Source organism: Streptomyces sp. JB150, assembly GCF_011193355.1.
Classification (GTDB): Bacteria; Actinomycetota; Actinomycetes; order Streptomycetales; family Streptomycetaceae; genus Streptomyces.
Genome location: NZ_CP049780.1, coordinates 2877680 through 2892397, shown reverse-complemented (window position 1 = coordinate 2892397; position 14718 = coordinate 2877680). Strand labels below are relative to the sequence as shown.

Here is a 14718-nt window from a genome sequence, read left to right as displayed (position 1 = left end):
CGTACGTCTGTTGCGCCCCCGCGGATGAAGACTCCCGCGCCGCGCGTTCCGTTCCCGGATCACCGCATCCGGTCTGCCGGAAATCGCCTGGCAGACCCGGCCGCCCGGCCGCTAGGCTCCTGCGCTTCGGTGCCGGGCGGGCCGGGGAGGTCGGTTGGTGTGGGTGCGGGACGGTTGTACGGCGCCGTCGCTGCTGGGGCTTTCCGACGGTACGCGACGTATCGGGCGGCCACGGCCGCCGGGGTCTTCGCTAACACCGTCTTCGGGCTGATTCTCGTCTACACCTACCTCGCGCTGTGGGACGAGAGGCCGCGGCTCGGCGGCTACGACCAGGCGCAGGCCGTCACCTATGTGTGGCTGGGGCAGGCGCTGCTCGCGGCGGCCGCGATCGGGGGCGGCGGGTTCGAGGACGAGCTGATGGAGCGCATCCGTACGGGTGATGTGGCCATCGACCTGTACCGCCCGGCCGATCTGCAGCTGTGGTGGCTGGCCTCGGACCTGGGGCGGGCCGGGTTCCAGCTGCTGGGGCGCGGGGTGGTGCCGTTCGCGTTCGGGGCGGTGTTCTTCGAGGTCGCGCTGCCGTCGGAGCCGCTGAGGTGGGCGGCGTTCCTGGTGGCGGTGGGGCTGGGGGTCGTGGTCGGCTTCGGCATCCGCTACCTGGTGGCGCTGAGCGCGTTCTGGCTGATCGACGGCACGGGTGTGGTGCAGATGTCGTGGCTCGCCGGGTTCTTCTGCTCGGGGATGCTGCTGCCGCTGAACGTCTTCCCGGGGGAGCTGGGGGAGGTCGTACGGGCGCTGCCCTGGTCCTCCCTCCTGCAGGCGCCCGCGGACGTGCTGCTGGGCACGGCGGACCCGCTGCCCACGTTCGCCTTCCAGGCGGCGTGGGCGGTGGCGCTGCTGGCGCTGGGCCGGCTGGTGCAGTCGGCGGCGACGCGGCGGGTGGTGGTGCAGGGTGGGTGAGCACCCGGTCAGGGACGGGGGAGCGGTTCCCGGCGGGGCTGCGGGCGGGGTCCTCGGCGGAGGCGCGCCCGGAAGCGACGGGGGCGGGCCCGGAAGCGACGGAGGCGGGGGTGCGCCCGGAAGCGACGGGGGCGGGGTCCTCGGCGGGGGCGAGCTCGGGCACGACGGGTCCAGGCTTGTGGCCGGTCTGCGTGCCTACCGGCTGATCACCGCGATGTGGATCCGCTCCACGATGGCCTACCGGGCCTCCTTCGTCATGACCACGTTCGGGAACTTCGCGGCGACCGCGCTGGACTTCGTGGCGATCCTGCTGATGTTCTCCCGGGTGGACGCGCTCGGCGGCTACCCGCTGCCCGAGGTCGCCTTCCTGTACGGCCTGTCCAGCGTCTCCTTCGGCCTGGCCGACCTGGCGATCGGCTCCATGGACAAGCTGGGCCGCCGGGTGCGCGACGGCACCCTGGACACGCTGCTGGTGCGGCCCGCGCCGGTGCTCGCCCAGGTCGCCGCCGACCGGTTCGGGCTGCGCCGCCTCGGCCGGGTCACCCAGGGCGCCCTGGTGCTGACGTACGCCCTGTGGACGGTCGACATCGACTGGACCGCGGCGAAGCTGCTGCTGATGCCGGTGATGCTGGTCAGCGGGGCGGGGATCTTCGGCGCGGTGTTCGTGGCGGGCGCGGCGTTCCAGTTCGTGGCGCAGGACGCGTCGGAGGCGCAGAACGCCTTCACCTACGGCGGCACCACGCTGCTGCAGTACCCGCCGACGGTCTTCGGGCAGGAGCTGGTGCGCGGGGTGACGTTCGTCCTGCCGCTGGCCTTCGTCAACTGGCTGCCCGCCGCGTACGTGCTGGACCGGCCGTATCCGCTGGGGCTGCCGCAGTGGGCGGCGTTCACCCCGCCGCTGGTGGCGGTGGGGTGCGGGGCGCTGGCGGGGCTGGCCTGGCGGGCGGGACTGCGGACGTATCGGAGCACGGGGAGCTGAGAGATGACCGGGGACGGCGGGAACGGCGGGGACGGCGCCTTCATCGAGGTGGACCGCGTCGAGAAGGTGTTCGAGGTGCGGAAGAGGGCCGGGTTCCTCAGGCGGGAGCGGCGGCAGGTGCGGGCGGTCGACTCGATCTCCTTCACCGTGCCGCGCGGCGAGGTGGTCGGGTACATCGGGCCGAACGGCGCCGGCAAGTCGACCACGATCAAGATGCTGACCGGCATCCTCACGCCGAGCGGCGGCCGGCTGCGGGTCGCGGGCATCGACCCCTCCCGCGAGCGCTCCCGGCTCGCGCACCGGATCGGGGTGGTGTTCGGGCAGCGCACGACGCTGTGGTGGGACCTGCCGCTGATCGACTCCTACCGGCTGATGCACCGCATGTACCGCATCCCCGACGCCCGCTACCGGCACAACCTGGACCGGTGCGTCGAACTGCTGGAACTGGCCGACCTGCTGGACGTGCCGGTACGGCAGCTCTCCCTGGGCCAGCGGATGCGCGGCGACATCGCGGCGGCGCTGCTGCACGACCCCGAGGTGCTGTACCTGGACGAGCCGACGATCGGCCTCGACGTGGTGTCCAAGGCGAAGGTGCGCCGGTTCCTGCGGGAGCTGAACACCGAGCGCGGCACGACGGTCCTGCTCACCACCCACGACCTCCAGGACATCGAGCAGCTGTGCTCGCGTGTGATGGTCATCGACCACGGCCGGCTGATGTACGACGGTGCGCTCACCGGGCTGCACGAGGCGGGCGAGAGCGAGCGCACCCTGGTCGTGGACCTGGAGCGGGAGCTGCCGCCGATCGACGCGCCGCCCGCGCGCGTGGTGCGGGTGGACGGGCCGCGGCAGTGGCTGGCCTTCCCGGCCGCGCGGTCGGCGGCGCCGCTGGTGGCGCGGATCGCGGCGGAGTACCCGCTGGTCGACCTGTCGGTGCGGGAACCCGACATCGAGGCCGTCATCGCGCGCATGTACGAGGAGCGGGCGAACGCGTAGTGCGCCGGACCGGGAGTCCGTAGGCTGCTGGACATGACGGACGATGCTCCGGAGCTGCGCGCCTCCGACGCCGATCGGGAACGAGTCGCCGAGGTCCTGCGGGACGCCCTCGCGGAGGGCCGGCTGGACATGGCGGAGTTCGAGGAGCGGCTGGACGCCGCGTACCGGGCGCGGACCTACGGGGAGCTGGCGCCCCTCACCCGCGATCTGCCGGTCGGGCGGGTCGCCGCGCCGCCCGTGCCGCTCGGGAAGGAACCCGCGCCCGCCGGGGAGTGGGCGCCCCGGATCGTCGGCGGTGAGGGCACCTCGCGCGGCGCCGTCGCGGTGATGTCCGCCTTCCAGCGCAAGGGACGCTGGACGGTTCCGCGCCGCTTCGCCTGCTTCTCCTTCTGGGGCGGCGGGGAGCTGGATCTGCGCGAGGCGGACTTCGCGGCGCCCGAGGTGCGGATCGACTGCTGGGCGATCATGGGCGGGGTGAACATCGTCGTACCGCCCGGCGTCGAGGTCGTGGTGCGCGGCATCGGAATCATGGGCGGCTTCGACCACAGCGAGGACGGCGTGCCGGGGGAGCCCGGCGCGCCCCGCGTGGTCGTCTCCGGGTTCGCCTTCTGGGGCGGGGTGGGCGTGGAGCGCAGGGCGAGCCGGTCCGGGCGCCGGCGGCGGGGCCTGCACGGTGGGAATCCGCACGGCGGCCGGGAGCTGGAGGACTGATCCGGGCCCCGGGCCTCCCCAGAGCCCTGTAGCCCTGTAGCCCTGTAGCTCTACGGGTCTACGGCTCTGCGGCCCTACGGACCTACAGCCGGGCCGGTGCCGCGCCCTTCAGGCTCTCCAGGTCGAAGGACTCCGCCATCCGCTGGTAGCCCAGGTCGCTCGGGTGGAGATGGTCGCCCGAGTCGTACTCGGGGCGCAGCCGGCGCGGGTCGTACGGGTCGCGCAGGGCCTCGTCGAAGTCGGCCACCGCGTCGTAGACCGCGCCGGAGCGGATCGCGGCGTTGATCTCCTGGCGGACGGCCTCGCGCGCGTCGGTGTAGCCGCGGTGGCCGTGGAACGGCATGAGGGTGGCGCCGACGACCTTGATGCCGTGGGCGTGCGCCTGGCGGACCAGGGTGCGCAGGCCGTCGAGGATGTTGTCGGGATCGGCGAGCTCCCGGTTGCGCAGGATGTCGTTGACGCCGAGGTCGATCACGACGACCTTGACGTTCGTCTGGCCGAGGACGTCGCGGGCGAAGCGGTTGAGGCCGCTGGGGTTGTCCGCGGGGCGGCCCAGGCCGTCGTCGAGGACGCGGTTGCCGCTGATGCCCTGGTTGACGACGCTGTAGCGGGGCACGTCCTGCCCGGCCGCGAGGGCCTCGCGGATCCGCCGCGAAAGGACGTCCGTCCAGCGGCGGTTGGCGTTCTCGGTGGAGGTGATGCCGTCGGTCAGGGAGTCGCCGAGGACGACGACGGTGCCGTCCGACTCGTTGCTCAGCACGTCCAGCGCGGTCAGATAGCGCCAGTACTCGACCTCCTCCGTGTACGCGGCGCCGGTGACGTCCTCGGTGACGTCGCCCTCGGCGGCGTAGGAGATCTGCCGGGCGTGCGGGTGGTAGGTGACCGGGCCGGAGGAGGTGGGGGAGTAGGTGGTGACCAGGACGTCGCTGCCGTGCGGCACGCGGATGCGGACGGCGTCGCTGGTCACCTGCCCGCCGGCCGGGACGACGACCGTCGTGTCGCCGTTGAACGTCAGCCGGCGCATCGTCTCCGGCACGGCCGCCGCGGTGGAGTCGCCGGCGGCGAGGGCGAGGGAGGCGTGGGTGATGGTCAGCGGACGCTGGCCGTAGAGATTGGACAGCGTGATGCGGGCACTCGTACCGCCGACGCTCGCGTGGACGACGTTGCGCACCGACCGGTTGGCCAGCCCCGTCGTCTCCGTGCCCGGCTCGGCCGCCGCCGGGGACGCCGCCCAGGAGCCGACCCAGGTGCCGGTGGAGGCGGGTGCGGCGGAGTTGCGCGGGGCGCGCCCCGCGGTGACGGTCTGCCGGGCCGAGCCGTCGTCGGCGGCGACGCCGACGTACAGGGCGGTCGAAACGGCCACGATCAGTGCACTGATCGCGGCCAGCAGGGCATAACCGTGACGCTTGGTCATGCGGGTGTGGGTCTCCTCGGGCGCGCGGAGCCGCCGAGGCTCCGATGTGATCACCTCATGATGCGTCATGCGGCGAAGGGAAGTTGAACGGGACCCCCCCTTGGGCCATCGGCGTTCACGCGTGCGCTTCCCCGACCGGACAGACGCCGGGAACTCTTGTTCCGTTCCAGGAGTCGGTCAGGAAGGGACAATGTCATAGCGGGGTATCGGGAACGGGTGGAGTGGATGGATCTGACGAAACCGGAAGAAACCGACCCGTCGCGGCAGGCGGCGGCGTCCGGCGGTCGCGTCCCCGCCTCCGCCGCCCGCGCCATGACCACCTTCAGCGCCGCCGACGAGGAGAAACAGCGCGGCGTACGCCGGATGAAGCTCACCGCGACCGGTCTGCTGCTGTGCGTCGCGCTGGTCTACGTCCTCGCGGAGATCGCCTCCCACCACGGCGCCGGCGCCTGGGCGGGCTATGTCGCGGCCGCCGCCGAGGCCGGCATGGTCGGCGCCCTCGCCGACTGGTTCGCCGTCACCGCCCTCTTCCGCCACCCCCTCGGCCTGCCCATCCCGCACACCGCGATCATCCCGAACAAGAAGGACCAGCTGGGCGTCTCCCTCGGCGAGTTCGTCGGCGAGAACTTCCTCTCCGAGGACGTCGTACGGCAGCGGCTGCGCGCCGTCGGCATCGGCAGCCGGCTCGGCGCCTGGCTCGCCGAACCCGCCAACGCCGACCGGGTCACCGCCGAGCTGGCGACCGCCCTGCGCGGCGCGCTGACCGTGCTGCGCGACTCCGACGTGCAGGCGGTGGTCGGGGAGGCGATCACCCGGCGCGCCGAGGTCCAGGAGATCGGGCCGGGCATCGGCAAGATGCTGGAGAAGGTCGTCGCCGACGGCGGCCACAAGCGGGTCGTCGACCTGATCGTGACCCGGGCGCACGACTGGCTGGTGCTGCACGGCGACGACGTGATGGACGCCGTCCAGGGCGGCGCCCCCGGCTGGACCCCGCGGTTCGTGGACCGCAAGGTCGGCGAGCGGGTCTACAAGGAGCTGCTGCGTTTCTGCGCCGAGATGCGCGACATGCCCTCCCACCCGGCGCGCGGCGCCCTCGACCGCTTCCTCACCGACTTCGCCTCCGACCTCCAGTCCGACACCGACACCCGGGCGCGGGTGGAGCGGCTGAAGGGCGAGGTGCTGGGCCGGGGCGAGGTGCAGGACCTGATCGCGTCCGCCTGGACGGCCGTACGGTCCATGATCGTCTCGGCGGCGGAGGACGAGCGCAGCGAGCTGCGGCTGCGGGTGCGGGCCTCGCTGCTGTCGCTGGGCGCCCGGCTGGCCGTGGACCCGAAGACGCAGGGCAAGGTCGACGGCTGGGTGGAGGGCGCGGCGGTGCACGTCGTGACCACCTACCGCGCGGAGATCACCTCCCTGATCACCGACACGGTGGCGAGCTGGGACGCCGAGCACACGACCCGCAAGATCGAGGCGCACATCGGCCGTGACCTGCAGTTCATCCGGATCAACGGCACGGTGGTGGGCTCCCTGGCGGGGCTGCTGATCCATACGGTGTCGCGGGCGCTGGGGGCGTGAGGGCGCGGACGGGGCGTGTGAGGGCGCGGACTGGGCGTGCGGGCGTGTGAGGCGCTGGGGGCGCGGGAGGGGGCGGTCGGGGCGGCCGGCGACGGAGGCGCGTGCATGTGAGGGAGGCGTGAAAGCCGCCGGCGCGGGGCACCCGGCCGACACTGTCGCGGCCGTCTCGCCTGGTCGTGACAGTGCCGTGAGTCGGCTGTCTCGACGAGGAGGAGCCCGTGTCCGCCGGTACCGTCACCACCGCAGTCCCCGCCCGCCTGGACAGACTTCCCTGGTCACGCTGGCACTGGATGATCGTCATCGGGCTCGGCACCGTCTGGATCCTGGACGGCCTGGAAGTCACCATCGTCGGCAACGTGGCCGGCCGTATCGCCGAGGAAGGCAGCGGCCTGGACATCACGTCGGCCCAGGTCACCGGCATGGCCGCGGCGCTCTACGTGGCCGGCGCCTGCTCGGGCGCGCTGTTCTTCGGCTGGCTGACCGACCGCTACGGCCGCAAGAAGCTGTTCATGGTGACGCTCGCCGTCTATCTCGCGGCGACCGCGCTGACCGCGGTGTCCTTCGAGACCTGGTGGTTCTTCCTCTTCCGGTTCCTCACCGGCTTCGGCATCGGCGGCGAGTACGCGGCGATCAACTCCGCGATCGACGAGCTGATCCCGTCGCAGTACCGGGGCCGCGTCGACCTCATCATCAACGGCAGCTACTGGCTGGGCGCGGTCGGCGGCTCGCTGCTGTCGATCGTGATGCTGGACACCGCGATCTTCCCCAAGGACCTCGGCTGGCGGCTCAGCTTCGCCCTCGGCGTGGTCCTGGGCCTGGTCATCCTGCTGGTGCGGCGGCACGTCCCGGAGAGCCCGCGCTGGCAGTTCATCCACGGCCAGGGCGACGACGCCGAGGCACTGGTCTCCTCGGTCGAACGTGAGATCGAGCAGGAGAAGGGTGAGCAGCTGCCGCCGCCGGCCGGCGAGATCACCATCCACCAGCGCAAGGCCATCGGCTTCGGCATGATCGCCAAGACGGTCTTCGGCACCTACCCGCGCCGCGCCGTCCTCGGCCTGTCCCTCTTCATCGGCCAGGCGTTCCTCTACAACGCGATCACCTTCGGCTTCGGCGCCATCCTCATCACCTTCTTCGACGTGCCGACCGGCCACACCGGCTACTACTTCGCCGTCATCGCGGCCGGCAACTTCCTCGGCCCGCTGGTGCTCGGCAAGCTCTTCGACACGGTCGGCCGCCGGATCATGATCTCCGGCACCTACCTCGTCTCCGGCCTGCTGCTGTTCGGCACCGCCTGGCTCTTCGACCGCGGCTCCCTGACCGCGACCACGATGACCGCCTGCTGGTGCGTGGTGCTGTTCTTCGCCTCCGCGGGCGCGTCCAGCGCCTACCTCACGGTCTCGGAGATCTTCCCCATGGAGACCCGCGCCATGGCCATCGCCTTCTTCTACGCCCTCGGTACCGCCGCCGGCGGCATCAGCGGCCCGCTGCTCTTCGCCGACCTGACCGAGTCCGGCGTCGTCGGCGACACGGTCCTCGCCTTCCAGATCGGCGCGTCCCTGATGTGCGCGGCCGGGCTGGTGGCGGCGTTCCTGGCGGTCAAGGCGGAACGCCGCTCCCTGGAGGACATCGCGCGGCCGCTGTCGGCGGCGGCGGAGAAGGCGGGGGAGGCGACGGCCTCGTCGGTGCGGACGGGAACGGCGATGCCGTAGCGCCGCCTTCGGACGGCGCCGAGCCCGCCGTCACCCGAGCCGCCCGCCGACGTGGACGGCACCGCCTTCCCGGGAGGTCAGGCGCCGGTCGTGGACCCCGGGCGGACGATCATCAGGACGGTGACGGCCGCCCACAGCAGGTTGAACACCCCGGTGACCATGGCGAGCCGTACGGTCGCCGCCCTCGGCCCGCCGCCACCACCCTCGCCCCCCTCGCCGTCACCGTCGGCGGCCTCCAGCAGGGCGCTCTGCCGGGGCAGCACCAGGGCGACGAGGACCAGTGCGGCGAGCGCGGTCAGCGCGATCGACACGATCAGCCAGGCGTCGCCGAGGACACCCATGCTGCTCGCGGTGGCGAACCCGAAGACGGGGACGACGACGCCCAGCACGGCGTAGACCCGGCAGATGCGGTGCAGCAGCCGTACGGTCTCGGCGGCCCGCGGATCGCCGGGCGAGGCCAGGGCGCGCCGGGCCGCGGGCGGGAACATGCTGGCGGCGACGGTGACGGGCCCGATGGCGACGATCGCGGCCAGGACGTGGACGGTGAGGAGGAACTTGGTCACGCCGGTGACGGTAGGCGGTGCGGGTGATCACGCAGAAGTGGCGATAGTGCCAGGGTTCAACGGATTCTCGCCAGTGCGCGCCGACAGCTCTCCGCCGGCCTCCTCCCCGGTGAAGGACGGTTGGCGACAACCCGTCGTACCCCTACGCTCTCGCCATGCACACCGTCGCCGTACTGGCCCTGGACCGGGTGATCCCCTTCGACCTCTCCGCCCCGATCGACGCCTTCGGCTGGGCGCGGCTGCCGGACGGGCGGGAGGCGTACCGGGTGCGGGTCTGCTCGGACCGGGAGGAGGTGGCCGCGGGCGCGTTCACCGTGCGGGCGCCGTACGGGCTGGACGCGCTGGCCGAGGCGGACACGATCATCCTGCCGGGCGTGGAGGACCCGCCCGACCCGCTGCCGCCGGGCGTCGCGGAGGCGCTGCGCGCCGCGGCGGCCCAGGGGACGCGGATCGCGTCGGTCTGCGTCGGCGCGTTCCTGTTCGCGGCGACGGGCCTGCTGGACGGCCTGCGCGCGACCACGCACTGGATCGCGGCGCCCGACCTGGCCGCGCGCTACCCGCAGGTGACCGTCGACCCGAACGTGCTCTACGTCGACAACGGCCAGTTCCTCACCTCGGCGGGCGCGGCGGCGGCCCTCGACATGTGCCTGCACATGATCCGCAAGGACCACGGCTCGGCGGTCGCCGCGCACGCCGCCCGGATGTCCGTGATGCCGCTGGAACGGGAGGGCGGCCAGGCCCAGTTCATCGTCCATGATCCGCCGCCGGCGCCGTCCGGCGCGCGGTTCGAGCCGCTGCTGAGGTGGCTGGAGGACAACTGCGAGAAGGAGCTGTCCCTGGAGGACATCGCGGCGCGGGCCGGCCTGAGCACGCGCACGCTGAACCGCCGCTTCCGCGAGCAGACGGGGACGACGCCGCTGCAGTGGCTGCACCGGGCGCGGGTGCGCAGGGCGCAGTACCTGCTGGAGACGACGGCCCACCCGGTGGAGCGGATCGCGGCCCAGGCGGGCTTCGGCTCCCCGACGGCCTTCCGGGAACGCTTTCGCAGGGTGGTGGGGACGAGCCCGCAGGGGTACCGGAGGGCGTTCCGGTCGGGGGAGGGGGAGCCGGCGTAGGGAGCCGGGGTTGGGGTGCGGGGGCCTCAGTAGTGCGGCGGCACCCGGAGTGCGGCGGCACCCGGAGTGCGGCGGCACCCGGAGTGCGGCGGCACCCGGAGTGCGGCGGCAACCCCAGGGTCTGGGCGGAAACGGAACCTGAGTCAGGCCTTGTCAAGTTTCCTCTCCGGAGTTATATAAAAACGCGTAGGGCATCGCACAAGGACAGCGCCTGAAGAGAGGAGTGACCTGTGATGCTCATGCGCACGGACCCGTTCCGCGAGCTGGACCGCCTCGCGCAGCAGGTCTTCAGCACGGCAGCGCGTCCGGCCGCCATGCCGATGGACGCGTACCGGGCCGGGGACGACTTCGTCGTCCACTTCGACCTCCCCGGCGTCGACCCGGAGTCGATCGAGCTGGACGTCGAGCGCAACGTCCTGAACGTCCGCGCCGAGCGCACCTCCCCCGCCCCCGAGGACGCGGAAGTGCTCGTCGCCGAGCGCCCCACGGGCACCTTCACCCGCCAGCTCTTCCTCGGCGACACCCTCGACACGGACCGCATCGACGCCTCGTACGACGCCGGTGTGCTGACGCTGCGCATCCCGGTGGCCGAGGTGGCCAAGCCGCGCCGTATCCAGATCAGCGGCGGCAGCGGCGACCGCAAGCAGCTCGACAGCTGACAGCCCGACAGCTGACGGCTCGGCAGCCGACAGCCGACAACAGAACGGCTGAGCAGCTGAGTGGCTGAGTGGCTGAACGGCCGAGAGCTGGGTATCCGAGCGGCGGTGCGGTGCGCGGCCGGCCGCACGGAGACACGGACCGAGGAGAACAACACCCCCGCGGGCCCGGAGGGCAGGGCCGTGGCCCGCGGGGCGGTCACCCCTGTGGACTGGGGACTCTGTGGACTGGAGGAGACAGGAAACGATGACCGTGACGACGACGGAGGACCGGACCACCGCCCCGCTGCCCGAGACGGGCACGGACGGCTGGCCGGAGCTGATCGACGCGGTGCGGGAAGCGGGGCAGTACACCACGAAGGCGGAAGCGGAACGCATCACCCGCATCGTCCTCTCCGCGCTGGGCGGGCACGTCACCGGTGACGAGCGAGTGGACCTGGCCCGAGCCCTGCCCACCGAGGCGGCCCAGGTGATCGCCTCGCAGATCCCGGCGACCCGTCCCCTGACCGCCGCGGAGTTCGTGGACTCGGTGGCCACCCGCATCGAGGGCGCGACCCCCGCGACGGCCCGCTGGGACGTCAGCTCGGTCCTCAGCGTCCTGCGGCACCGGATCGGCGAGCCCCTGCTGACCCGCATCCTCGCCGAACTCCCGCCGGGCTACGCCCTCCTGTTCGGCGTACCGGAACTGATCAGGGCGGCGTAGTCAGCGCGGTCGCCGCCGCCGGGCGCGCGCCTCCCCGACGTACGCGGCGGAGAGGGCGCCCCCGGCAGCGGCGACCCCGAAGACGAAGACGAGTGGATTGACATACGCCGGCACGTCACCGCTCCCGTGACTCCCCCCGTCACTCGTCTCACACACGAACGCCAGCGGGACCCAGGTCACGTCGTACCCGACGACCCCCGCACCCTGCTCCCACCCGGACGCCTGACAGGGCCGCACCGGCGCGGAGCCGGTCCCCCCGTCCTCCGCGTCCATGAGGGCCCCGGCCAGCCCCAGCAAACCCCAGCCGTACACCGCGAAGGCCACCGACGCGGCCACCGCGGCCGCCCCGCGCAGCACCCTCGGCAACTCCTCCTCCCGCCGCGGCCCCGCGCCGGCGAGCGTCTGCTCGCCGTACCCGAGAAACCCGAACACGGCGATCACGCAGACGACGAGCAACAACAGCCCCAGCAGCAACATCCCCGGAGTCCACCAGCCCCCGGCCCACCAGGCAGTGACGGGCGTCACATCACTGGCGACAACACGGCCACAGCCCACACTCCGGCCGCCCAGGGGCCACGAGACCTGCGCCCCCTCAGCGCAGCTCAAGCAGCATGACGTCATGGAGATCAGCGCCTTGCCAAGGCCGGGCCTCACCGATCTTCCGGTAACCCCAGGACCGATACGCGGCCACTGCGGCGGCACTCTCCGGATGGACGTTCAGCAGCATCCGCTCGGCTGTCACACCTCGAAGCAGCGTTACGTGCAGGTGTCGGGCGATCCCTTGTCGGCGCCATGGCTCACGGACGGCCAACTCCATCAGGCCGAAGGTGCGCCGTCCGTCTTCCCGCCGCATGTCGTCCGCCACGGGTTCCGTCAATGCGTCCCACCAACCGGTGTTCTGCGGCAGCGGATGGCCGTACGCCATGCCGACCGCCTCACCGTGCTCCGTACGAGCCAGGGCAGCGGCGAACCCGGGCTTCCGTGCTTGCGAGCGGAAGCGCCGGAACGTCGCTGCGACCTCCTCGTCGGTCTCCCGATACGGCGGCTCGGCGAACACCTCGGCATAGACGAGCGTGAAGGCGTCCTCCGCCTGAAGCGCGGCCTGCCCGTCCAGACGCTCCACGCCGACCGTCCCTCGCGGCGTCATATCAAGCCCTCACTGACTGCCTGCCGAATACGCACTCCGCATGCGCGTGCCTCGACGCTGTCGATCCTGCTCACCATGCGCTGAAACGCCACGATTCGGCCCAGCAATTTGGGCGAACGGATTCCCGTGCAAGCCTCCAGCACCGTGCTCATCTCCGCACATGCTTCTTCCACTTCTCCCGCATCGAGAAGCACGGCAGCGAGCTTCGCCCGGTACGAAGCGCTGTTTCGGGCGAGATCACCTCCAAAGCCACGTACCGCGGCTCGCAAGAAAGGTACGGCTCGCTTTGGCTGACCAGCCTGCACATACATATCGGCGGTGGCATAGTCGACCTCGAACGGCCCGACGAAACGTGCCCACTTGGGCACCTCGTGATCCGTGTCCGCCCGCCCTAGATGGTTTACCGCCCGACTCAGGGCTCTTCGCGCTCCGGCCAAGTCCCGCATGCCCGTGGCCACGTTGGCTTCGCGCAGCGCGATCACCAAGTGGACCGTAGGGCCGGCTCCGGCGCACATCGCGAGGCGGTGGGCGTGCTCAACGGCTCCAGCAGCTTCCCAGTTGCGCTTCGCCTTCAGAGCGAGCAGCACTAACGTCTCCAGAACGGAAATGTGAAGCATGGAGTCGCCGATGAGCTGGGCGGCCGTAAGAGCCTCCAGACACGACGTACGCCCCTGCTCGAAGCGGCCACCGTCGTAGCCGTACCAAGCGCGATGTCCGTGCAGTTCGGCGAGCAGGGTTTGCAGCTCGCGGCCTACTCGGCTGGTGTACGAGGCGGCGTTGAGGGCTCCAGTGATTTCTTCTTCGATGCGGAGGGACTGCGCCATTGCGGGCACGCTGCCGACGGTGTGGTCCATGCGGTAGAGGGCATCAAGTTTCTTGCGCAACCGGACCACATCTGCCGTGCCGACTCGGGGGCCGGGCCGCTCCGGTAGCAGTGTTGTCGCAGCCAATGCTCCGACGTCAGCGACGAAGATCCTTCGCTTCACCGTTTCAGGGTCACTCATTGGTGCCGAGATAGTCAGCCGGTGCCGGGGTACGTCGAAGCCCATCTCGGCGATCGGTACGCCGAACATCGCTTCCAGTACCCGCTGCTGGCTCGGGTGGGGCAAGGGCGGCGGTGACTCGCGCTCCCAGCGTCGTAGCTGCCGGACGCTTAACGACGCGCGCACCCCCATACGCGCTGCCTCCTCCACGAAGGCACTGATGAACGACTCCTGCGTATGTCCGGCTGCCTTCCGCAGCCGCGCCAACTCGTTCATGCCCCGCCTCGCCTCAGCACCGCTTCGCAACCGCGCATGTACTCACCGTACTGACCCGTCCGGGAGTCGAGGAGAAAACGTCCGCCTAAACGTCCGGTCGACGGTGTCCCGCTGCACCGCTCCAGCCGGTGAACTGAACTCACCGAGCAGGCCCATCCGCAGCAAGAGCCGTCGAGGAGTGAGGCATGGAATTCACGACCGAACACCCTGCGAAGCAGCTGGACCGCGAGCAAGCCCTGGTCGAGCTGCGTGCGATCACCCGACCTCGTCTTGACGTTCCGTCGTTGCGCGGAACGCTGCAACGGACGGAAACCGTCTCGGGCATCCTCCGCTCCCTCCTCGCCGAGTTTGAGCATGACGACCGGGAGGCGATGCGTGTAATGCACCGTCTCGGCACCCGGCTTCTCACACAGGCACCACCGGGCGAGCCGACGCCGTACACCGCCTGGCAATACCTCGTGAACCTCGCCCGGTGCACGGAGGCGCTCCTCACCGTGGACGCCCGCAGTCGATGAAAGCCGGCTGCCCCCACTGCGAGAGGTTCCGCCAGGAGCGCGCGCTGCAACTGCGCACCGGCGTAGGCGACCTTGGTGACCTCCTGACCCGAGTGGCGCTGCACGAGGCGACAGCGCATCCCCCATCCACGCTGACCGAAGGAGACGCGATGCCGCCACACGGCACCCCGGCTGACCTCACCCCCGTCCGCCCCTGGGGAATCAGCCGCTTGGCTGCTTACCCGACGACGATGGCACTGCCGTACGCCACTGTCACCATCGACCCCATGACCCAGCGTGGCCAGTTCCGGGACGAGCAGGGCAGGACCGTAGAGATGGGCAAGCACGGCACCAGTTGCGGTACCGAGACCGCCACCGCCACCAACCTCGACTCCCAGCCCGACCAGGGCCATGACCAGGACAGCCAGCAGGACTGACTG

The 14718-nt window shown here is 71.5% G+C and carries 16 protein-coding genes; 11 read left to right on the top strand and 5 right to left on the bottom strand.

The genetic code is table 11. From position 1 onward, the window contains the following. The first annotated feature begins 159 nt into the window (after positions 1-159). The 4 genes from G7Z13_RS13585 to G7Z13_RS13570 all read left to right on the top strand — a co-directional run bounded on the left by G7Z13_RS13585 (position 160) and on the right by G7Z13_RS13570 (position 3643). Complete coding sequence (locus G7Z13_RS13585) at positions 160-960, top strand: ABC-2 family transporter protein (RefSeq protein ID WP_165999120.1); 801 nt, start codon at positions 160-162, stop codon at positions 958-960. A gap of 178 nt (positions 961-1138) precedes the next feature. Continuing rightward, positions 1139-1939, top strand: coding sequence for an ABC transporter permease (locus G7Z13_RS13580; RefSeq protein ID WP_240926204.1), 801 nt, complete (start codon positions 1139-1141; stop codon positions 1937-1939). A gap of 3 nt (positions 1940-1942) precedes the next feature. Then, positions 1943-2932 carry an ATP-binding cassette domain-containing protein gene (locus G7Z13_RS13575; RefSeq protein ID WP_165999119.1) on the top strand — a complete coding sequence of 330 codons (990 nt, stop codon included), beginning with the start codon at positions 1943-1945 and terminating at the stop codon, positions 2930-2932. Positions 2933-2965: 33 nt separating this feature from the next. Beyond that, positions 2966-3643, top strand: coding sequence for a DUF1707 domain-containing protein (locus G7Z13_RS13570; RefSeq protein WP_165999117.1), 678 nt, complete (start codon positions 2966-2968; stop codon positions 3641-3643). An 82-nt stretch (positions 3644-3725) separates the two neighbouring features. Here the strand turns inward: G7Z13_RS13570 and G7Z13_RS13565 are convergent, their stop codons facing one another. Further along, positions 3726-5057, bottom strand: a complete 1332-nt coding sequence (locus G7Z13_RS13565) for an SGNH/GDSL hydrolase family protein (protein WP_165999115.1) — start codon at positions 5055-5057, stop codon at positions 3726-3728. Positions 5058-5369: 312 nt separating this feature from the next. On the opposite strand from G7Z13_RS13565, the gene G7Z13_RS13560 reads away from it, so the two are divergent. Together G7Z13_RS13560 and G7Z13_RS13555 are read left to right on the top strand one after the other, a co-directional pair. After that, complete coding sequence (locus G7Z13_RS13560; protein ID WP_240926487.1) at positions 5370-6632, top strand: DUF445 domain-containing protein; 1263 nt, start codon at positions 5370-5372, stop codon at positions 6630-6632. 218 nt (positions 6633-6850) lie between these two features. Continuing rightward, entirely contained in the window at positions 6851-8341 is a 1491-nt protein-coding gene (locus tag G7Z13_RS13555; RefSeq protein ID WP_165999111.1) for an MFS transporter, read from the top strand. 77 nt (positions 8342-8418) lie between these two features. Here the strand turns inward: G7Z13_RS13555 and G7Z13_RS13550 are convergent, their stop codons facing one another. Continuing rightward, positions 8419-8904: a DUF2269 family protein gene (locus G7Z13_RS13550; protein WP_165999109.1), complete on the bottom strand. Its 486-nt coding sequence runs from the start codon at positions 8902-8904 to the stop codon at positions 8419-8421. A gap of 155 nt (positions 8905-9059) precedes the next feature. Between G7Z13_RS13550 and G7Z13_RS13545 the strand changes: the two genes are divergently transcribed. The 3 genes from G7Z13_RS13545 (at position 9060) to G7Z13_RS13535 (ending at position 11378) form a co-directional block, all read left to right on the top strand. Continuing rightward, positions 9060-10019 carry a helix-turn-helix domain-containing protein gene (locus G7Z13_RS13545; RefSeq protein ID WP_165999107.1) on the top strand — a complete coding sequence of 320 codons (960 nt, stop codon included), beginning with the start codon at positions 9060-9062 and terminating at the stop codon, positions 10017-10019. Between the two features lie 233 nt (positions 10020-10252). After that, on the top strand, positions 10253-10678 hold the full coding sequence (locus G7Z13_RS13540; protein ID WP_165999105.1) for an Hsp20/alpha crystallin family protein: 426 nt from the start codon (positions 10253-10255) through the stop codon (positions 10676-10678). A 244-nt stretch (positions 10679-10922) separates the two neighbouring features. Beyond that, the gene (locus G7Z13_RS13535) at positions 10923-11378 is read left to right on the top strand and encodes a DUF2267 domain-containing protein (RefSeq protein ID WP_165999103.1); all 456 of its coding nucleotides are present in this window, start codon (positions 10923-10925) and stop codon (positions 11376-11378) included. Here G7Z13_RS13535 and G7Z13_RS13530 read toward each other — a convergent pair whose 3' ends face one another. The 3 genes from G7Z13_RS13530 to G7Z13_RS13520 all read right to left on the bottom strand — a co-directional run bounded on the left by G7Z13_RS13530 (position 11379) and on the right by G7Z13_RS13520 (position 13784). After that, entirely contained in the window at positions 11379-11855 is a 477-nt protein-coding gene (locus G7Z13_RS13530; protein WP_240926203.1) for a hypothetical protein, read from the bottom strand. Between the two features lie 115 nt (positions 11856-11970). Beyond that, positions 11971-12525 carry a GNAT family N-acetyltransferase gene (locus G7Z13_RS13525; RefSeq protein ID WP_165999101.1) on the bottom strand — a complete coding sequence of 185 codons (555 nt, stop codon included), beginning with the start codon at positions 12523-12525 and terminating at the stop codon, positions 11971-11973. Further along, positions 12522-13784 carry a hypothetical protein gene (locus G7Z13_RS13520; protein ID WP_165999100.1) on the bottom strand — a complete coding sequence of 421 codons (1263 nt, stop codon included), beginning with the start codon at positions 13782-13784 and terminating at the stop codon, positions 12522-12524. The genes G7Z13_RS13525 and G7Z13_RS13520 overlap by 4 nt, the downstream gene beginning before the upstream one ends. A 185-nt stretch (positions 13785-13969) precedes the next feature. Here G7Z13_RS13520 and G7Z13_RS13515 point away from each other — a divergent pair, with 185 nt between their 5' ends. Further along, positions 13970-14299 carry a hypothetical protein gene (locus G7Z13_RS13515; RefSeq protein WP_165999098.1) on the top strand — a complete coding sequence of 110 codons (330 nt, stop codon included), beginning with the start codon at positions 13970-13972 and terminating at the stop codon, positions 14297-14299. A 149-nt stretch (positions 14300-14448) separates the two neighbouring features. Continuing rightward, on the top strand, positions 14449-14715 hold the full coding sequence (gene tgmA / locus G7Z13_RS13510) for a putative ATP-grasp-modified RiPP (RefSeq protein ID WP_165999096.1): 267 nt from the start codon (positions 14449-14451) through the stop codon (positions 14713-14715). The last annotated feature ends 3 nt before the right edge of the window (positions 14716-14718 follow it).